General features: G+C 55.2%; 21 protein-coding genes. 17 read left to right on the top strand and 4 right to left on the bottom strand.

Features of this window, described 5'->3' with window-relative positions; translation table 11 throughout:
- Window positions 1-58: 58 nt before the first annotated feature.
- Window positions 59-973 (bottom strand): amidohydrolase family protein, encoded by a 915-nt coding sequence (locus RQ738_RS10325; protein ID WP_314165073.1) that lies wholly within the window; start codon window positions 971-973, stop codon window positions 59-61.
- A gap of 143 nt (window positions 974-1,116) precedes the next feature.
- Here RQ738_RS10325 and RQ738_RS10320 point away from each other — a divergent pair, with 143 nt between their 5' ends.
- The 7 genes from RQ738_RS10320 to infA all read left to right on the top strand — a co-directional run bounded on the left by RQ738_RS10320 (window position 1,117) and on the right by infA (window position 6,256).
- A complete protein-coding gene (locus RQ738_RS10320) occupies window positions 1,117-1,350 on the top strand; it encodes an ATP-binding protein (RefSeq protein ID WP_314165071.1) in 234 nt (77 codons plus the stop codon).
- Window positions 1,351-1,435: 85 nt separating this feature from the next.
- The gene (locus RQ738_RS10315; RefSeq protein WP_314165070.1) at window positions 1,436-2,683 is read left to right on the top strand and encodes an MFS transporter; all 1,248 of its coding nucleotides are present in this window, start codon (window positions 1,436-1,438) and stop codon (window positions 2,681-2,683) included.
- A gap of 218 nt (window positions 2,684-2,901) precedes the next feature.
- Entirely contained in the window at window positions 2,902-4,041 is a 1,140-nt protein-coding gene (locus RQ738_RS10310; protein WP_314165069.1) for a GNAT family N-acetyltransferase, read from the top strand.
- A gap of 21 nt (window positions 4,042-4,062) precedes the next feature.
- Window positions 4,063-4,788, top strand: a complete 726-nt coding sequence (gene aat, locus RQ738_RS10305) for a leucyl/phenylalanyl-tRNA--protein transferase (protein ID WP_409929544.1) — start codon at window positions 4,063-4,065, stop codon at window positions 4,786-4,788.
- Window positions 4,788-5,504: an arginyltransferase gene (locus RQ738_RS10300; protein WP_314165068.1), complete on the top strand. Its 717-nt coding sequence runs from the start codon at window positions 4,788-4,790 to the stop codon at window positions 5,502-5,504. Before aat ends, RQ738_RS10300 begins: the two co-directional genes overlap by 1 nt.
- Window positions 5,505-5,619: 115 nt before the next feature.
- Window positions 5,620-5,856 carry a hypothetical protein gene (locus RQ738_RS10295; protein WP_314165067.1) on the top strand — a complete coding sequence of 79 codons (237 nt, stop codon included), beginning with the start codon at window positions 5,620-5,622 and terminating at the stop codon, window positions 5,854-5,856.
- Between the two features lie 181 nt (window positions 5,857-6,037).
- Window positions 6,038-6,256: a translation initiation factor IF-1 gene (gene infA / locus RQ738_RS10290; RefSeq protein WP_314165065.1), complete on the top strand. Its 219-nt coding sequence runs from the start codon at window positions 6,038-6,040 to the stop codon at window positions 6,254-6,256.
- Window positions 6,257-6,304: 48 nt separating this feature from the next.
- Here infA and clpA read toward each other — a convergent pair whose 3' ends face one another.
- Window positions 6,305-8,575, bottom strand: coding sequence for an ATP-dependent Clp protease ATP-binding subunit ClpA (gene clpA, locus RQ738_RS10285; RefSeq protein ID WP_314165064.1), 2,271 nt, complete (start codon window positions 8,573-8,575; stop codon window positions 6,305-6,307).
- A 30-nt stretch (window positions 8,576-8,605) separates the two neighbouring features.
- Window positions 8,606-8,920: an ATP-dependent Clp protease adapter ClpS gene (clpS, locus tag RQ738_RS10280; protein WP_314165063.1), complete on the bottom strand. Its 315-nt coding sequence runs from the start codon at window positions 8,918-8,920 to the stop codon at window positions 8,606-8,608.
- A 265-nt stretch (window positions 8,921-9,185) separates the two neighbouring features.
- Between clpS and RQ738_RS10275 the strand changes: the two genes are divergently transcribed.
- The 8 genes from RQ738_RS10275 (at window position 9,186) to RQ738_RS10240 (ending at window position 13,915) form a co-directional block, all read left to right on the top strand.
- Entirely contained in the window at window positions 9,186-9,413 is a 228-nt protein-coding gene (locus tag RQ738_RS10275; RefSeq protein ID WP_314165061.1) for a cold shock domain-containing protein, read from the top strand.
- Between the two features lie 129 nt (window positions 9,414-9,542).
- On the top strand, window positions 9,543-9,911 hold the full coding sequence (locus RQ738_RS10270) for a cupin domain-containing protein (RefSeq protein ID WP_314165060.1): 369 nt from the start codon (window positions 9,543-9,545) through the stop codon (window positions 9,909-9,911).
- Window positions 9,908-10,447, top strand: coding sequence for a pseudouridine synthase (locus RQ738_RS10265; protein WP_314165058.1), 540 nt, complete (start codon window positions 9,908-9,910; stop codon window positions 10,445-10,447). Before RQ738_RS10270 ends, RQ738_RS10265 begins: the two co-directional genes overlap by 4 nt.
- Before the next feature lie 6 nt (window positions 10,448-10,453).
- Window positions 10,454-10,909 (top strand): NUDIX hydrolase, encoded by a 456-nt coding sequence (locus RQ738_RS10260; RefSeq protein ID WP_314165057.1) that lies wholly within the window; start codon window positions 10,454-10,456, stop codon window positions 10,907-10,909.
- Complete coding sequence (locus RQ738_RS10255; protein WP_314165056.1) at window positions 10,890-11,486, top strand: hypothetical protein; 597 nt, start codon at window positions 10,890-10,892, stop codon at window positions 11,484-11,486. The genes RQ738_RS10260 and RQ738_RS10255 overlap by 20 nt, the downstream gene beginning before the upstream one ends.
- Before the next feature lie 8 nt (window positions 11,487-11,494).
- Window positions 11,495-12,610 (top strand): tRNA 2-thiouridine(34) synthase MnmA, encoded by a 1,116-nt coding sequence (gene mnmA, locus RQ738_RS10250; protein ID WP_314165054.1) that lies wholly within the window; start codon window positions 11,495-11,497, stop codon window positions 12,608-12,610.
- Window positions 12,607-13,233, top strand: coding sequence for a high frequency lysogenization protein HflD (hflD, locus tag RQ738_RS10245; protein ID WP_314165053.1), 627 nt, complete (start codon window positions 12,607-12,609; stop codon window positions 13,231-13,233). Before mnmA ends, hflD begins: the two co-directional genes overlap by 4 nt.
- A gap of 166 nt (window positions 13,234-13,399) precedes the next feature.
- The gene (locus RQ738_RS10240; RefSeq protein WP_314165051.1) at window positions 13,400-13,915 is read left to right on the top strand and encodes a DUF1269 domain-containing protein; all 516 of its coding nucleotides are present in this window, start codon (window positions 13,400-13,402) and stop codon (window positions 13,913-13,915) included.
- 81 nt (window positions 13,916-13,996) lie between these two features.
- On the opposite strand, the gene acnB is transcribed toward RQ738_RS10240, so the two are convergent.
- Window positions 13,997-16,558, bottom strand: a complete 2,562-nt coding sequence (gene acnB, locus RQ738_RS10235; protein ID WP_314165050.1) for a bifunctional aconitate hydratase 2/2-methylisocitrate dehydratase — start codon at window positions 16,556-16,558, stop codon at window positions 13,997-13,999.
- A 354-nt stretch (window positions 16,559-16,912) separates the two neighbouring features.
- Between acnB and RQ738_RS10230 the strand changes: the two genes are divergently transcribed.
- Window positions 16,913-17,185 carry a hypothetical protein gene (locus tag RQ738_RS10230; protein ID WP_314165049.1) on the top strand — a complete coding sequence of 91 codons (273 nt, stop codon included), beginning with the start codon at window positions 16,913-16,915 and terminating at the stop codon, window positions 17,183-17,185.
- 414 nt (window positions 17,186-17,599) lie between these two features.
- A complete protein-coding gene (purB, locus tag RQ738_RS10225) occupies window positions 17,600-18,967 on the top strand; it encodes an adenylosuccinate lyase (RefSeq protein ID WP_314165047.1) in 1,368 nt (455 codons plus the stop codon).
- Window positions 18,968-19,554: the final 587 nt, after the last annotated feature.

The raw sequence follows: 19,554 nt of genomic DNA, 5'->3' as shown, positions 1-19,554 counted from the left end.
CGCATCTATCAACCTGTTTACCCTATTTATCCGAAACTTACCGATTGTCAGGCTTATGTTAACGGGACAGCAGTGTCTTGCCATATAAAAACAATTCGGCAGCGTTACGAAAACGAACTCTTTCCGCCAGCGCTGTCGGCAAGGTGGCCAGCCAGCGTCGGTGATAGGCATAAACATGGTCCACCGTTTGCCAGCCGCTGTCGGCCGTATGCCATGAGTCGATTTCAGTGACAGGCCAGATAGGATCACTGCCAATCATAAAACGCTGTGAGTAGCGCTGCATGAGTTCCAGCCAGCCCGCCTGCAGATGACCGTTCACCTCAGCGACCGGTATCCCGCTGACGCTCTTCAGATCATCACGGGCGGAAAACTCGACCCAGACATTGTCACAGTGCGACAACAATTTACCCACCCCGTCGGCCTGCAGGCCACCGGCGTGCGCCCAGATAAACTTCGTCTTGCTGTGCCTTGTACAGATGCGCCGCATATATTCAAAGTTCGAGGCATTCGTATGCAGGTTGACCGGGGCATCAAACTCAGCGGCGATCTGCAGGATGCTATTGAACACCTCACTGTCCATGCGCGGACCAATACCATCCGAGACATGGATCTCGCCGACGCCATGATATTTACCACTCGCCAATGCCTCGCGCACGGCCGCCGGGGCACGCTTGTTCAGGAACCAGTTAGATTTAAGAAAAGGTTGCAGGTACGGCTGGAAGAAATGCACGAGCTGCAAGCGCGCATCACCCTGCAGGTTGAGCACCAGCTCCGGCGGCGTCCCGAAGACCACCGCGAGGGCCACATCATTCCTTTGCATCGCCTTAACCGCCTCTTCCGGGCTGGTTACCTCAACCTGGCTCCACTTGTAATGCACATGTACATCGGCGAGGGGCGGCAAGTCCTTACTTGTGACCTGCAATGACCAGAACAGCATAAGTATTGTGGAGGAAAATACGCTTATGTTTCGCATGTCGACAGCCTGCCCAGGGATCTTGAAATAACTAGCATTATTACTACTCACTATACGCCCTGCCATCAAGGACAATAAGCAAAAGCGGTTATAGCAAAACCTAATAAGTATTAACCCTTATCCAACACAGAGAGGCGGCCCCGATGAACGCACCAATGGTTGATGTTGTTTTGCACCTTGATGAGGAAATCTCGCATGATGATCGAGAAAAGTTTCGCGACACCCTGCTGAAGATGAACGGCGTCATGGCCGCATCTTCGCATGACGAGAAACCTCACCTGATCGTCATAGAATACAATCCGGATATCCTGAAATCGAGTGAATTTGTAGATGCCGCCCAGGCGAATGGTTTACACGCGGAGCTTGTCGGGCTATGAATACAAGCACCACGAGGGGCGTTGCTGATAAGATACAGCTATTCTCAATTATCACCAGCTCGCTTGCCGGACTGTTGGAAAATATATGTTGCGCACCAGCCTCTCGATCATCTCCCTGCTCCTGGGAACCGCCATACTGCTCATCGGTATCGGCCTGCAGGGCACCCTTATCGGTCTGCGTGCCAATGTAGAGCAATTTCCGCTAGCCACCACCGGCCTGGTCATGTCCGCCTATTTCTTCGGCTTTGTCCTCGGCGCCCATTTCTGCCCGCCCCTGATCCACCGCGTTGGCCATATCCGGGCCTTCGCGGTCATGGCCACAATCGCCTCAGCGGCGGCCGTCGCCTACGCGATATGGGTCGATCCCCTCATCTGGGGCCTGTTGCGGGTACTCACCGGCATCTGCATGGTGGGACTGTATATGGTGATCGAGAGCTGGCTGAACAGCGTCGCACCAAGTCACCTGCGTGGGCAAATTTTCAGTATTTACATGGCCGTCACCTTACTGGCCATGGCCGGCGGGCAATATCTGCTACTCCTGGGTGAAGTCGCCGGCTTCGAACTGTTCGGCATCATCACTATCCTGCTGTCACTCGCCCTCGTGCCCATCACCATGACCCGCCTGCAACAACCGGAGCTGGTCATAAGCGCCCGCCTGAAACTGGCCAGCCTCTATGCAACCTCCCCGCTCGGTGTGGTAGCGACCCTGGCAGCAGGCATGGTAACCGGGGCGTTCTGGGGCATGATGCCGCTGTACGGCGAGAGTATCGGCCTCGACGATCTTGGCGTGGCCGTCTTGATGAGCGCGACCATCACGGGCGGCGTCCTGCTGCAGTGGCCGATTGGTCTGCTTTCCGATCATATTGACAGGCGCAAAGTGATCGTGATGGCCACCTTGATTGCCGCCGTTTTGGCGCTGCTCGGATTCCTGATGGGGCAGCACGTAACCCTCCCTTTGTATGTCGTTGCCTTCCTCTTCGGTGGCTTTGTCTTCAGCCTGTATGGTCTGAGCGTGGCCCATGTTAACGACCATATTGAAACCGACCAAGTACTGGAAGCCACCCGCAGCCTGCTGCAACTCTATGGTGTCGGCGCCATGCTGGGACCGTCCCTGGCTGGTCAGGGCATGAGTCGCTTCGGCCCCGGGGCACTGCTATTATTCATCGCGCTGGTATTGGGTACACTGCTGTTATTCGCCCTCCTCCGCATGCAACGGCGCGAGGCAGTGCCCGTCGCCGAACAGGGTGAATTCGTCGCCATGGGGCGCACCTCACCAGTCGCCCTGGAAATGGCGCCGCTGGCAGAGGAAGGGACTGAAGAAAATCATGGGTAATAAAAGTAAAAGGGGCAGTTTGAATCCACCACATCAGCTTGACATATGACCAATCCTCTCGGCCATTCTTACTGTACGGCTTCCTGTCGCATAGAGGCGTAAAGAGACAAGGTTCAGCCTGACACTTTCACTGTTACACATACGCGATAGCCCGACAAAAATAAGGCCTTGGGCGATTAACGATTGTCAGCACTGCGCCGTTTTGCTCCAATACAAGCATGCAAGTCGTCGTCCACTCCCACCTCGATACCATTACCGCCACTGACTGGAATGCCCTCGCCGGTGAGGGCAACCCGTTCCTGCGCTATGAGTTCCTGCGGGCGCTCGAACAGCATGAGTGTCTGCAGCCCTGGGGCTGGTTGCCTCAATACCTGTGCGTGTATGAGGATGAACACCTGGTCGCCACGGCACCAATGTATTTAAAAGACAATTCCTACGGCGAGTTCGTCTTTGACTGGGCCTGGGCGGATGCCTATGCCCGCCACGGCCTGCAGTATTACCCGAAGCTTGTCGTCGCAGTCCCCTACACCCCAGTAACGGGCCGGCGCCTGCTGGTGAAGGCCGCGCATCCGCAGGCCGAGAGCCTTCGTCGCACCTTGCACGGGGCGGCACTGGCGCATGCGAAGCAGCTCGATGTCTCTTCCCTGCACTGGCTGTTTACTGACGAGGCCGACACCGACTTTCTCGAGCAACAGGGCCTGATGCGGCGTACCGGTTGCCAGTTTCACTGGCATAACGCGAATTACCAGCATTTTGATGACTACCTTGCCGTGCTGACATCAAAAAAACGCAAGCAGGTAAAACGGGAACGCCGACAGGTGTATGAAGCCGGCATTGAGGTAGAGCTGCTGCATGGCCGTGATACGCGCGAGGAACACTGGGAGGTGTTCTACGATTTTTATTGCTCAACGTTTGCGCGCAAGAGTGGCCATCCGACCCTGAGCAAGGCCTTTTTTATTGCCCTGAGCCAGTCCATGCCCGATGCGGTGGTGCTGGTCTTCGCCAGACACGCGGGCCGCTATGTCGCCGCCACCTTCAACCTGCGTGGCAGCGATACCCTGTATGGCCGTCACTGGGGATGCCTCGAATCCTTTTCCGGTCTGCACTTCGAGTTGTGTTATTACCGCCTGATTGATTACTGTATTGAACATGGCCTGGCGCGTTTCGAGGCCGGTGCCCAGGGCGAGCACAAGCTCAGTCGCGGCTTCTTGCCCCAGGCAACCTGGTCGGCACACTGGCTGGCACATCCGGACTTCAGTGATGCCGTGTCAAACTTTCTTGAGCACGAACACGGCGGGATGCAAGATTATATGGAAGTGCTGAACGAGCACAGCCCCTACAAGCAGGCAGGCGACTGAGCCATGACCATGAATTCTTCCATTGAGAGTCTCTACTGGCTGCCCACCGATGATGATGCAGCCCCCTTCCCCCCCGTGGAGCTGGCGCTGCGTGACCCTGATGGTCTGCTTGCCTTCGGCGCCAGCCTCTCGGTAACCCGCCTCATGCACGCCTATCGTGCCGGCATCTTCCCGTGGTATAGCGAAGGCCAGCCAATCATGTGGTGGTCACCTGATCCCCGCGCCATCCTGCGCCCGGCCGAACTGAAGATCTCGCGCAGCCTGCGCAAGACCCTGAAGAAACAACCGTACACCGTCACCCTCGATACTGCCTTTGCTGACGTCATGGCCGCCTGTGCCGCGCCACGCGATGACGAGGCCGGCACCTGGATCACCGGGGAGATGAAGGCCGCCTACCAGGCCCTGCATCTGCAGGGCCACGCCCACTCGGTTGAGGCCTGGCAGGATGACGAACTGGTCGGCGGACTCTATGGCGTGGCGATCGGCAAGGTGTTCTTTGGTGAATCGATGTTTTCGCGCCGCACGGACGCCTCGAAGGTTGCTTTTGTGCATCTCGTGTGCCAGTTACAGCACTGGGGTTATGCCTTGATCGACTGCCAGGTCTACTCCGACCACCTTGCCTCACTCGGTGCCGTTAACATTCCCCGGCTGGCGTTTATTTCCTTACTGAATGAATACTGCGAACAGCCACCTGCCGGTGGGCAAGAGCGACTGTGGCGGTTTGATAATGACCTGGAGCTGTGGTGATGGGGATTGCGGATCAACAGGCGCTGGATTTCTACCTCACGCCCGAACACGAATGTAGTTACCTGCCCGGGAGATCCGCGCAGACGCTGTTCGCCGACCCGTCTGTGCGCATCGGCACCAGCCTGTATAGCGAGTTGATCAAATACGGCTTTCGCCGTAGCGGCACACACGTCTATCGCCCCCGATGCCCGGGGTGTGATGCCTGTATCCCGATCCGCGTACCAGTGGCAAGGTTTCAGCCCTCGCGTAGCCAGCGACGGAACTGGAAGCGCAATGCCGATCTCGAGGTGGTTACGGTCGGCAGTGAATACCGCGACGAGCACTTCTTGCTCTACCGCCGTTACATGCACCACCGCCACCAGGGTAGTGGCATGGACACGCCTGACCCGGACAAGTACAGCGACTTCCTCATCAATCCCTATATCGAGGCGAATTTTTACGAATTCCGCCATGAGGGCCGACTGCTGGGGATTGCCGTCGCGGATGTGCTCAGCGATGCGCTGTCGGCCGTATATACCTACTTTGATCCCCTTGAATCCGCGCGTGCGCTCGGCGTATACGCCGTGCTCTGGCAGATTGAAGCGGCGAAAGCGTCAGGATTTGACCACGTCTACCTGGGCTACTGGATCAAGGAGTGTCAAAAAATGGCCTACAAGGACCAATATCGGCCCTTTGAAGTCTTCCGGGATGGCCAGTGGGGAGAAATAATTCCATGAATTTTCAAGGAGTTGACAATTTTTAACAATATCCGCCCTTGAGTGGCCCGTCCATTGCACCGATATAGATAACAGCAGACAGCTGAATTTTGGACACCCACCCGAGGAGTCAGCCATGTTGAGCTTTATCTACCGCCTGGTATACACGTTTGAGATTGAACAGGGCATGAAACCGAATGTGCTCTATCTCAATGCCATCCACTTCCGTCGCCTGTGTCAGGACTTTTTCGACCCCAATGATATAGAAGCGATCATCAACCGTCTCGACATGGAAATCGTGATTGATAACAATGCGTTGCATCCACACATGTCACGAGTGAGTACCTCGCAGCGCCAGGCCGCTTCTTTCTAGGCCACGGCTTGCCGACAGCGCCGCCGCGTATCCTCGCGTCCATCGCCGGCGGGCGCGACGCGGTTATGCGATTTTTCGCCTTTTTCCGACTTAATGCGTTGAACATCAATGATAAATCGGGCATTATGCAGCGCCGTAAACCACCAAAAGACAGAGATGTCGCCGGAAGGCGCCAGCACATATGGCTAAAGAAGAAGCAATCGAAATGGAAGGCACCGTCATTGAGACGCTGCCAAACACAATGTTCCGCGTTGAACTGGAAAACGGCCACATCGTGACCGCCCATATTTCAGGCAAGATGCGCAAGCACTATATCCGCATCCTGACCGGTGACAAGGTCACCGTGCAACTCACCCCTTACGATCTGAGCAAGGGACGCATTACCTACCGCGCCAAGTAAGGCACCAGCCGGCTTCTCACAAAAATACCCTGACGGAAGAACCCGCCCTTAGTGGACGGTTTCTTTTGCGTCTGCTTCCGTCTGAATATCAAAACTCAGGCCGTCGCTATTGGCCGTGATCCGCACGTGACCACCGTTGACCAGCTTGCCGAAGAGTAACTCCTCTGCCAGTGGCTTCTTGATGTTGTCCTGAATCAGGCGGGTCATCGGGCGTGCCCCCATCTTTTCGTCAAAGCCGTGCTCAGCCAGCCAGGATTGCGCTGCTTCATCGAGTTCGAGGGTAACATTCTTGTCATGCAACTGAGCCTCAAGCTCAAAGATAAACTTGTTGACCACGCTGTCGATGGTGCGACGATCAAGATTCTTGAACCAGATAATCGAATCAAGACGGTTACGGAACTCCGGTGTAAATGTCTTGTTGATAACTTCCAGGTTGTCCTTGGTGTGGTCCTGTTTGGTAAAACCGATACTAGCCCGACTGATTTGTTCAGCGCCGGCATTCGTGGTCATGACAATTACGACATTGCGGAAATCAGCCTTGCGACCGTTGTTATCGGTAAGCGTACCATGATCCATGATCTGCAATAACAGGTTGAAGACATCCGGATGGGCCTTTTCGATTTCATCCAGCAACAATACCGCATGCGGCTGTTTGTTGACGGCCTCGGTGAGCAAGCCACCCTGGTCAAAACCGACATAACCGGGAGGTGCGCCGATAAGACGCGACACCGTATGCCGCTCCATGTACTCGGACATATCGAAGCGAATCAGTTCAACGCCCATAATACGCGCGAGCTGACGTGTGACTTCGGTCTTACCGACGCCGGTTGGTCCGGCAAACAGGAACGAACCAATCGGCCGATCTTGCGTACCCAGCCCTGAGCGTGACATCTTGATCGCCGTCGACAGGCTGTCAATCGCCTGGTCCTGACCATAGATGACCATCTTCAGGTCATCATCCAGATTCCTGAGCATATCCTTATCTGAAGACGAAACCGATTTCGGCGGGATACGGGCAATGCCGGCAACAATGCTTTCGACATCGCCAACGCTGATGGTCTTCTTGCGCTTCGATGCCGGGCGCAGACGCTGATGAGCACCGGCCTCATCGATGACATCAATGGCCTTGTCCGGCATGTGCCGATCATTGATGTAGCGATCCGCCAGTTCGGCCGCCGCACGTAGCGCCTGGCGCGTGTAACGAATCTCGTGGAACTCCTCAAAGCGGGACTTGAGCCCCATGAGTATCTGCACGGTTTCTTCCACCGACGGCTCGTTGACATCGATCTTCTGGAAGCGGCGTGCCAGGGCACGGTCTTTTTCGAAGATGCCACGATATTCCTGGTACGTCGTCGAGCCGATACACTTGAGTTCACCCGAGGCCAGCATGGGCTTGATCAGGTTCGACGCGTCCATCACCCCGCCGGAGGCCGCACCGGCACCGATGATGGTGTGAATCTCGTCGATAAACAGAATCGCATGCGGCTCTCTCTTCAATTGCTTGAGGATGGCCTTGAGGCGTTTTTCGAAATCACCGCGGTACTTGGTGCCCGCCAGCAAGGCGCCGAGGTCGAGCGCGTAGATAGTCGCATCGAGCAGGACATCCGGCACCTCGGCATCGACGATCATCTTGGCCAGGCCTTCGGCGATTGCCGTCTTGCCGACACCGGCTTCGCCAACATAGAGCGGGTTGTTCTTCCGGCGCCGGCAGAGTATCTGCACGGTGCGTTGCACTTCCTGCTGACGACCAATCAGAGGATCAATCTTGCCCTGTGCGGCCTGCTCATTCAGGTTAACCGCATAATTTTCCAGCGGTGACTTTTGTTGCTGATCTTCGCCCTCTTCATCCAGTTCAGGGGCAAAGTCATCTTCGTTTTCGTCACTGTCAACCTTGGAAATGCCGTGTGATATGTAATTCACAACGTCCAGTCGCGTGACGCCCTGCTTGTTGAGAAAGTACACAGCTTGTGAATCAGGCTCACTGAAGATGGCCACCAGCACATTGGCGCCGGTAACTTCTTTCTTGCCGGAAGACTGCACGTGAAAGACGGCGCGTTGCATAACGCGCTGAAAACCGAGAGTCGGCTGGGTTTCGCGATCATCGGTTTGCGAAAGAATCGGTGTGGTCTCATCGAGGAATTTTTCCAGCTCAACCTTCAAATCCATAAGGTTGGTGCCACAGGCGTGCAGGACCGCGGAGGCCTCCGGGTTATCCAGCAAAGCCAGCAACAGGTGTTCGACTGTCATAAATTCGTGCTTCTTCTCGCGCGTTTCCCTGTAGGCGAGATTCAGCGTGAATTCGAGTTCTTTATTTAGCATTACAGCATTCTCACTTTATAAAAAACCGCCTCAGGCCTCTTCCATGATGCACTTGAGCGGATGCTGATTCTCACGTGAAGTAGCATTGACCAGTTCTACCTTGGTCTCGGCCACATCACGCGTATAGATACCACACACGCCCGCGCCGCGGGTATGTACGTGCAGCATAATCTGAGTGGCCTTCTCCCGATTCATATCGAAAAAACCCTCCAGGACATAGATGACATACTCCATCGGCGTGTAGTCGTCATTCAACAACAAGACCTTGTACTGCGGAGGCTGCTTGAGTTCGGGCTTCGACTCCTGCAGGGCAAGGTCATCATTTCTCTGATTCTGGTTACTCATATTTCGAAACTGTATTTAATTAAACGTTCACTTTCGTGTCCTGACAACATTCATTCTCGCTGTCTGCGCAGCAGGGTGCAAGTTATCTTGAGCGACTCACTCGGTTATTCCCGCATTGTTTGCAGGTCATTGTATTTCCACATTTTTTGCATCACAACAAAGTTGACTATACCGCTAAGGTTAGATAAAACTTGGGATCCGTTCCTGCCCGTCACGTACTGATATGGGGACGAGATGACTTTTCTGCAACCTGAGGGAAACTGCCATGTCACAAGGCATTGTAAAATGGTTTAACAATAGCAAAGGCTACGGATTCATTACTGAGGATAATGGCCGCGATGACATCTTCGCCCACTTCTCGTCTGTCGAAATGGACGGTTACAAGACGCTGAAACGCGGCCAACACGTAGCATTTGAGGTCATCGATGGCCCGAAAGGCCTGCAGGCCCAGTGCATCCGTCCGGATGAACCGGGCCCGCAAGTCTCGCACTAGAAACAGCGTTCGTTTACAGTCGCGCCACCAGGGGCCCCGGAGCGGGCCAGCCGGTTTTCACGAGCACTGCCAGCCGGCAAGCGGCTGGGGCTGCCCGAATAGACCGGGCACGGTATACTGTGCCCGTTTATGAATAAAAACTACCATACAAGACGTCGTGACACGCCGGGTTACATCACTAAAGACCGCTCCCGGATCCGCGAGTTAATGCACCCCGCGCAGCATGCCAGCCGGAACCAGAGCCTCGCCGAGGCCATCGTATCACCGGGTATAACCACCCTTCTGCACCGCCACCGCCAAAGTGAGGAGCTTTATCACATTACGGCTGGCCAGGGCGTCATGCGGCTGGCCGAAGAGGAATTTGCCGTCACCGCCGGCGATACAGTCTGTATCCTCCCCGGCACGGCCCATTGCATCCACAATAGCGGTGACACCGACCTCGTGATCCTGTGTTGTTGCAGCCCGGCCTATCGGCATGACGTCACCGAATTGCTGTGAGTCGCCTGCTCCTGTTTAACAAGCCTTACGGTGTACTCAGCCAGTTCACCGATGCCGATGGTCGCGAGACCCTGGCAGACTACATCGACGTACCCGGCGTCTATCCGGCCGGACGCCTGGATCGGGACAGCGAAGGGCTGTTGCTGCTTACCGATGACGGGCATCTGCAACAGAAGATCGCCGATCCGCGTTTCAAGCAATGGAAAACCTACTGGGTGCAGGTGGAAAAACAACCCGATGCGGCCGCCCTGCAGCAGCTGCGCGCCGGCGTCACGTTAAAAGATGGCCTGACCCGCCCGGCGGAAGCAAAGCTGATCGAAGCACCGGCATTGTGGACACGCCAGCCACCGGTACGGTTTCGAAAAAACATCCCCACCGCATGGATAGAATTAAAGATCCGCGAGGGACGTAATCGCCAGATCCGGCGCATGACTGCCGCGGTGGGCTACCCGACCCTGCGTCTGGTGCGCGTCGCCATTGGCACCTGGACACTCGAGGGGATTAACCCCGGTAAATGGCAAGAAATAAAGGTTTAGCAAGATATGATCTGGAAACCCCATGTCACTGTTGCCGCGGTAATTGAACGTAATGGCAAATTTCTGATGGTGGAAGAACTCGCCGATGGACAGGTCATCTATAACCAGCCGGCCGGGCACCTTGAAGAGGGCGAAAGCCTCGCCGCTGCCGTTATCCGCGAGGTACAGGAAGAGACCGCCTGGGAGTTTATCCCCGAGGCCATCACCGGCATTTACCACTGGTGCAAGCCGGGTGCTGGCGAAACTTTTGTGCGTTTTTGTTTCACCGGCACGCTGGCGGCGCACGCCCCGACACAACCACTGGATGCAGGTATTATCGCCGCACCGTGGTTGAGCCACGACGAACTGCTTGCCCTGCCCGCCGCGCGCCTGCGTAGCCCGATGGTAAGGAAATGCCTGGCCGATTACCTGTCTGGACAACGATACTCAATGGACATTATTCATGCCATCGACATCCCTTAACACGATTGTGCTAAGCCTGTTGCTTGCCGGCACGAGCGTGGCCGCAGACACCTTTGTGCGTGATGACCTAATCAGCGAACCGCGGCCGTCCCGTTTCAGCATCTGCTATCACGGCACCTGCGAGGACGTAACCGAGGTTCAACTGAATGACGAACAGTGGCGCAGTATTCGATTACAGTTTGCAAACAATCACAGTCCGCAGCAGGAACGCGAGAATATTCGCCGCGCCATTGCCCGCCTGGAAACAATGGTAGGCAAAATCACCGGCACCCATGTCGACAAGGCAATGACCCTGCCCCACCTTGGTGAAGAAGGTCAGCTTGATTGTATCGACGAATCGATCAATACAACCTTTTATCTCATGATGATGGCCAATGACGATTTGCTCCGCTGGCATGAAGTCGAGACTCGCAAGACAAGAGGCTTTTTCCTGTTTGGCTGGCCACATACCACCGCGGTCATCCGTGAGCGACAAAGCGGGCGAAAATTTGCTGTAGACTCCTGGTTTCTGGATAACGGTGAACCACCCTACATCCTGCCGCTCGAGCAGTGGCAAGATGGCTGGGAACCTGCATAGAAACCGACATGGCCAATATTAACCACAACAAGATTATCGTCGGCATGTCCGGTGGCGTGGATTCGTCCGTGGCCGCTTACCTGCTTCTCGAACAGGGCTATGCGGTGGAAGGCCTGTTCATGAAGAACTGGGAAGAGGACGACACCGGGGAATACTGCACCGCTGCGGTGGATCTTGAGGATGCACAGCAGGTCTGTGACCGGCTTGGCATCAGGTTGCACACCGTCAATTTTTCCGCCGAATACTGGGATCGCGTATTTGAACACTTTCTTGCTGAATACAGGGCCGGCCGCACACCAAACCCGGATGTGCTGTGCAACCGTGAAATAAAGTTTCGCGCCTTTCTTGACCACGCTATCAGCCTCGGCGCAGAGGCCATTGCTACCGGTCACTACGTACGCGGCGGTATTAGCGATCCGCAACACCGTTTACTCAAGGCTGTTGATGACAACAAGGACCAGAGTTATTTTCTGTATATGCTGAGTCATGAACAGTTGTCACACGCCATGTTTCCGCTCGGCAACATTGCAAAGCCACGCGTTCGCGAAATCGCTGAACAACAGGGTTTTGCCAACAGCAGGAAGAAAGACAGTACCGGCATCTGCTTTATTGGCGAACGTAACTTCCGCGACTTCCTCGAACGTTACCTCCCGGCGCAACCCGGTGACATCTGCACCACCGACGGCAAGATTATCGGCCGGCATCATGGCCTGATGTATTACACCATCGGGCAACGCCAGGGACTGGGGATTGGTGGCCTGCGAGATGCCGATGAACAGCCCTGGTTTGTGGCTGAAAAAGATCTCGACAACAACCGCCTGCTCGTCGTGCAAGGCGGTGAACACCCCTTACTTTACAAACAGGGCCTGTTGGCCATTGACCTGCACTGGACACAGACCGAACCGCCCACCCTGCCCATGCAATGCATGGCCAAGACCCGTTACCGGCAACCCGATCAGGCCTGCACGGTAACAAGACATAAGCATGGCTTGCGGGTGCTGTTTGCTGAACCGCAGCGCGCCATCACCCCGGGACAATCCATTGTTTTTTATGCCGGGGATATTTGCCTCGGTGGCGCTATTATCACCGAAGGCTTTAACCTACAGGACAATAATATTTTATGAGCGGCACTATTACCGATCGTGTTCTTGCCATGGCTGGCATCGTCCAGGCCTGTCGCTGTGTGCAACAGATAGCCCGTCATGGCATGACCGATGCCGAGGCCTTGACGGCCAGCATTAACAGCCTGTTTGTCACCGAGGCCGAAACGACTGAGGCCGTCTATGGCGGACGCGAAAAGCTGTTGCCCGGACTCAGGCTGGCCGAAAAGTTATTCGACAATAAGCAGGATGCCGAGTCGGTCGAGGTCATGCGTTATTGCCTGATGGTGATCCAGCTCGAACGCAGTTTAATGAAAAAACCGGCTATGCTCGCCCAGGTCGGTGACGGGATCGACAATGCCCGCAGCCAGGCGGAGCATTTTTCCACCACCCACAGCAACGTCCTCGCAAACCTGGCGGGCTTGTACACAGACACCCTCAGTGAGCTAAATCCGCGCATCATGGTTAACGGCGATCAGGTGCACATCGGCAACAGCGAAAACGTCAACCGTATTCGCAGCCTGCTGCTGGCCGCAGTCCGCTCGGCAGTCTTATGGCGGCAGAAAGGCGGCACACGCCTGCAACTCATTTTTACCCGCAAACGTTACCTCAATGAAATCAAGCGGATAATCGGAGAACTCGGCTGACAGGGAACAGACTCACGAAAAACCAGTAAAAATACTCAGGTATTGCATGTTGGTGAATCTGGCGTACACTTTATTGTGATGGTCGACCCGCCCGGTTGCGTAGTCGCCCTCAGGCGTACTATCTGAAAAACGAAGTCCCTGTCATAGCAACAGAGGAGGACGTGTCATGCGAAGGTTATATTTTCTCTCCCCGCACGTGAATAGTGCCAAACAGATCGTTAACGATCTTCTACTCGCCCGCGTCGATACCGGTCATATGCATATTATCGGCAAAGACGAATCCCGGCTCAGCGAAGCCAACCTGCCCGGTGCAAGCCTGCTGGAAAAAACCGATCTCATCCCTGCCTTTGAGCGTGGTATTGTAATCGGTTTCGCAACCGGCCTGATTGCCGGCCTCATCGGTTCGAATTTCTCACCACTCGGGCTCGATTTCGATGGTGCCACCATACTGGGGATCACCCTCTCGGGGGCGGTGTTTGGTGCCTGGGTATCAGGAATGATCGGGGTTTCACTTCACAACTCGAAACTCAAGCGTTTTGAACCGGCCATCGAGGACGGGCAGTTATTACTGATCGTCGACGTCCCGAAAGGCCGGGTCGCGGAAATCAGCGAACTCGTCAAACGCCATCATCCCGAAGCCGGTGAACGTGGTTCCGAACCGACAGTGCCTGCGTTTCCTTAGATTGATGATTGCAGAATGATAATTGATGATCGGCAAAATCTCTGCCGATCATCAATTCGCGATCATCATTCATCAATCCCGTTACTCTGCAAGAGTAACGCGTATGACTTTATCCGCGACTTGCTTGTATTCCGCGATCTCGTGGAAGTTGAGGTAACGGTAAATATCGTCCGCCATTGGTTCCAGGTCTTTGACGTGCTGCATATATTCCTCGAGTGTGGGGATATGACCAAGTGCGGCAGACACCGCGGCCAGCTCGGCCGAGCCAAGGTACACATTCGCATCCTTACCCATACGGTTCGGGAAGTTCCGCGTTGAGGTTGAGACAACAGTGGCACCGTCGGCGACACGGGCCTGGTTACCCATGCACAAGGAACACCCCGGCACTTCGGTGCGCGCGCCGGCCCTGCCGAAGATCGAATAATAACCTTCTTCAGTGAGTTGATGTTCATCCATGCGGGTCGGCGGCACAATCCACAAACGGACCGGGACACTGCTGATATTTTCCAGCACCTTGCCGGCAGCCCGGTAATGACCGATGTTGGTCATACAGGAACCGATAAAGACTTCATCAACATGCACGCCGGCTACTGCACTGAGCATGCGCACATCATCCGGGTCGTTCGGACAGGCCAGCAAGGGTTCGGTAATTTCATTCAGATCGATTTCGATGACCTCGGCGTAGTCGGCATCAGCATCCGCTGCCATGAGCTCCGGTTTTGCCAGCCATTCCTGCATGGCATCGATACGACGCTGCAGTGTCCGGGCATCGCCATAATCATTGGCTATCATCCACTTCAACAACGTGACATTGGATTGCAGGTACTCGATGATCGGTTCTTTATTCAGGTGCACGGTGCAGCCGGCAGCAGAACGCTCGGCCGAGGCATCAGAGAATTCAAAGGCCTGTTCCACCTTCAGATCCGGCAGCCCTTCGATTTCAAGAATCCGTCCGGAGAAAACATTCTTCTTGTTTTGTTTTTCAACCGTGAGCTGACCGTTTTGAATCGCCACGTACGGGATGGCGTTAACCAGGTCACGCAGGGTGATACCGGGTTGCATCTCACCCTTGAAACGTACCAATACCGATTCCGGCATCTCCAGCGGCATCACACCGAGTGCCGCGGCAAAGGCAACCAGGCCGGAACCGGCCGGAAAACTGATACCGATCGGGAAGCGGGTATGTGAGTCCGCGCCGGTACCGACGGTGTCCGGCAAGACCATGCGGTTCAACCAGGAATGGATCACACCGTCACCCGGCCGCAGGCTGACACCGCCACGGTTCTGGATAAAGTCGGGCAGGTCATGTTGCAGGGTAATATCAACCGGCTTCGGATAGGCCGCGGTATGACAGAAGCTTTGCATGACAAAGTCTGCCGTGAAACCTAGACAGGCCAGTTCCTTAAGTTCGTCACGGGTCATGGCACCGGTGGTGTCCTGTGAACCCACCGTGGTCATGCGCGGCTCGCAATAAGTGCCCGGACGAATACCATCGACGCCACAGGCGCGCCCCACCATCTTCTGTGCCAGGGTGAAACCCTTGCCGGTATCGGCAGGTGCGACCGGGCGCGTGAAAATATCCGAAGGCGCAAGCCCGAGGCCTTCACGGGTCTTGTCTGTCAGGGAACGGCCGATTATAAGCGGAATACGACCACCGACACGGACTTCATCAGCGATGGTGGTCGGCTTCAGGCTAAAGGTACTGACGACCTCCCCCGCTTCATTCGTGATCTCGCCCCGGCGCGTATGAATCGTGATCACATCACCGGTTTGCAACTTGCTAACATCACATTCAATCGGCAAGGCACCGGAGTCCTCTGCCGTGTTAAAGAAAATCGGCGCGATATTGCCACCCAGTATGACCCCACCCTGGCGCTTGTTGGGCACAAACGGAACATCGTGCCCCATATGCCAGAGCACGGAATTGATGGCCGACTTACGTGAGGAACCGGTACCGACGACATCACCCACGTAAGCAAGTGGGTGGCCCTTCTCTTTCAGCTCATCGACAATGGCAAGCGCATTCGGCATCTTGTTGATCAACATGGCCTTGGCGTGCAGCGGAATGTCCGGTCGGCTCCATGCCTCGGAAGCGGGCGACAGGTCATCGGTATTCGTCTCCCCATCGACCTTGAACACGGTGACCTGGATGGCGTCCGGCATTTCCTCGCGTGAGGTAAACCATTCCGCATCGGCCCAGCTTTGCACCACCCTGCTGGCGACAGTATTGCTTTTCGCCTTCTCAACAACATCATGATAGGCATCAAAGATGAGCAGGGTTTTTGAGAGGGCGTCGGCAGCCAATGGCGCCAGCTCGCTGTCATCGAGCAAGTCCACGAGCGGCGCAATATTGTAACCGCCGAACATAGTACCCAGCAGTTCGGTGGCGCGACGCTTGTCGATAAGCGCGCATGCCGTCTCGCCCTTGGCGATCGCGGCCAGGAAGCCCGCCTTCACATAGGCAGCCTGATCGACACCGGCCGGCACCCGGTGGGTGAATAACGCAATCAGTGTCTCTTCTTCGCCAGCGGGCGGGGCCTTTAATAACTCCACCAGCTCCGCAGTCTGTTCGGGGTTCAGGGGCAGTGGCGGCAAGCCTTCTGCGGCACGTTCTTTGACATGTTGGCGATATAACTCGAGCACAGACACTCCTTCAGGAAACAGTTTCCAATCAATTGGGGGCGAAAAAATTCGCTTCGCTGCGCCAGGTGGCACCGCGACAAAGCACGCCATTTTACCCTTTCACGCACCTAACGTCATATTCCTGGAGAAGCGGGGGATTCTCAATAAAGAAATTAATGGCTTATTTGTCTATTATAATCTATAACATCATATAGATATCATAATTATCTAATATATATGATATTTTATTATTTTGTTAAGAAAGTGGAATAAAGCCAGTGACGTGAACCGGTTCACGGATCAGGCCCGTTTCATGTGAGCTAATGCGTACATGCTAGTCAGATCTATCAACCGGATCGATTAAGGAGGCACGTTATGGATACCACCGTTGCACTTATTTTCTCCCTGGGCCTGGCCCTGAGCGGCACGAATACCGCAGCAACTGGTCATCAGACTGTCCCGGATCAGGCCACGACTCTCAGGCTGACCCAACGCCAGCATAAAGTTCAGCAACGCATTAAGTTAACCAATGCCTGGTTAAAACAACAAAAACAGGCCCGTCGCGCGCTGGCTCAGGCAAGACAGCACAATGTCCAGACCCGGCTTGCCGGTGCCGCCTCCTGTACGGCCGACTGGAACGTCGTATAACGAAACCAACAAACTGCAACGCTCCTCCAGCCTCGCTTCTGCGGGGCTTTTTTTATTTGTGCACACTGCTGTCCCGTTAATTCCCTCTCCCTTCGGGAGAGGGTTAGGGTGAGGGGATTTAGATTCGATAACACCTTGTTTTATTTACCCCCTCATCCTGGCCTTCTCCCTGTGGGAGAAGGGATAACGCCGATTAGAGGGTGATGAAATTTCATGTGTTCATGCGCATCAATCAACCTGGTTACCTTATTTTCTCGAAGCTTACTGCTTGTCAGGCTTATGTTAACGGGACAGCAGTAATTTGTGCATGGTATTTTGCTGCCCGAATTGGCACAATTTGCGCCTGACGCGCCGCCGTGTTGTAAACGCGGCTAAATACACTCGGCAGCAATGCCCGAATGACCGGATAATAAGATGGAATTAAGCTCGCTCACCGCTGTATCACCGATTGATGGCCGTTATGGTCGCTTAACTACCGCCCTGCGGGGTATTTGTAGTGAATATGGCCTGATTCGCCACCGCGTGCTGGTGGAGGTGCGCTGGTTACAGATGTTGGCGCAACACCCGGACATCGCCGAAGTGCCGGCCCTGTCGGCCGAGGCCAATGCCCTGTTAAACGACATCGCCGACAATGTGAGTCTTGAAGATGCACAGCGCGTGAAGGACATCGAGCGCACCACTAACCATGATGTGAAGGCCGTCGAGTATTTCCTGAAAGAAAAGATCGCCCCTAACCAGGAACTGATGGCGGTTAACGAGTTTATCCACTTCGCCTGCACCTCAGAGGACATCAACAACCTCTCGCACGGCCTGATGCTCGGTGCCACGCGCGCCGACGTGTTATTGCCGCGGATGGACGAACTCATCCAGACCATCAGCCAGCTTGCCCACGAGCAGGCCGCCCAGCCCATGCTGTCGCGCACCCATGGACAGCCGGCCTCCCCGACCACCCTGGGCAAGGAAATGGCCAACGTCGCCTTCCGTTTGCAGCGCCAGCGTGACCAGCTCGCCGCCGTGCCGTTGCTGGGCAAGATCAACGGTGCCGTTGGCAACTACAATGCCCACCTGTCGGCCTATCCTGATATTGACTGGCAGGGACTGGCAAAGGGCTTTGTGGAGAGCCTCGGCCTGGACTGGAATCCCTATACTACGCAGATCGAACCCCACGACTATATCGCCGAGTATTTCGATGCCGTGGCGCGCTTTAACACTATCCTGCTCGATTTCGACCGCGATATCTGGAGCTATATCTCTATCGGTTACTTCAAACAGAAGACCGTCACCGGCGAGGTGGGCTCCTCGACCATGCCGCACAAGGTCAATCCCATCGATTTTGAAAACTCGGAGGGTAATCTTGGCATCTCTAATGCGATTCTCGGCCACCTCGCCAGCAAACTGCCGGTTTCCCGCTGGCAACGCGACCTCACCGACTCCACCGTCTTGCGTAACCTCGGCGTCGGTATCGCGCATGCCCTGATAGCCTACCAGTCAAGTCTCAAGGGCATCGGCAAGCTCGAGGTGGTATCGGCGGTTCTGGCTGCGGATCTCGACGCCAACTGGGAGGTCCTCGCCGAGCCTGTTCAGACCGTTATGCGTCGCTATGGCATTGAAAAACCTTATGAAAAGCTCAAAGAACTGACCCGGGGCAAGCGCATCGACGCACCTTCACTACACGCCTTTATTGATGGACTGGCAATCCCGGAAGGTGAAAAAACCCGTCTGAAGACGCTGACCCCGGCCAATTACATCGGCAACGCCGTGCAGCAGGCAAAAGACCTCTAATGATGATTTTGTGAACCAGCGCACAGTGTGCGAGCCTTGGAAAAGAGATAGTTAGCCCCAGGCAGGCAGACTTTGTGTGGCAACCCTTCCTACCCCCCCACATGCCATCATCGTTTGACCGCCATTCGTACCCCGGGCTGCATCCCCCACCCCAGCAGCCCGGGTTTTTATTTTCCAGCCGTCACCAGGCACACTACACACTGAGACTTAACTTTAAGCAGCATTGAAGTTCGCACTTGGGTAACTGAATCGATATAGTGCGTCATATTGAGATAAAGGTGCTGCCTGCCGTATCCCCACCCCGGAAATGCCCCCCCGGAGATTTGCCGGCCAGCGGTGAGCGACAGTCATACAGAGTGGCGTAAAAATACCGACCAGCGTGTAACCTGTAAGAAGGATAAGGGGTCGGAGTCGTGCGGGCGTGGTGATCGCTGGAACAACGAGCCACGACGTTGGCTATTTGGTCAAAAGCACCTGTAGACAGCGACTCCGACCCCGCTGGATTAGAGGAGGATGAAATTTCATGTATTCATGCGCATTAGTCAACCTGGTTACCTTATTTATCGGAAGCTTACCGCTTGTCAGGC

The sequence above is a fragment of the Sulfuriflexus sp. genome (genome assembly GCF_032250955.1).
GTDB lineage: Bacteria > Pseudomonadota > Gammaproteobacteria > AKS1 > AKS1 > Sulfuriflexus.
Note: the sequence above shows the minus strand (reverse complement) of the source record. Positions and strands in the feature narration are given on the sequence as shown.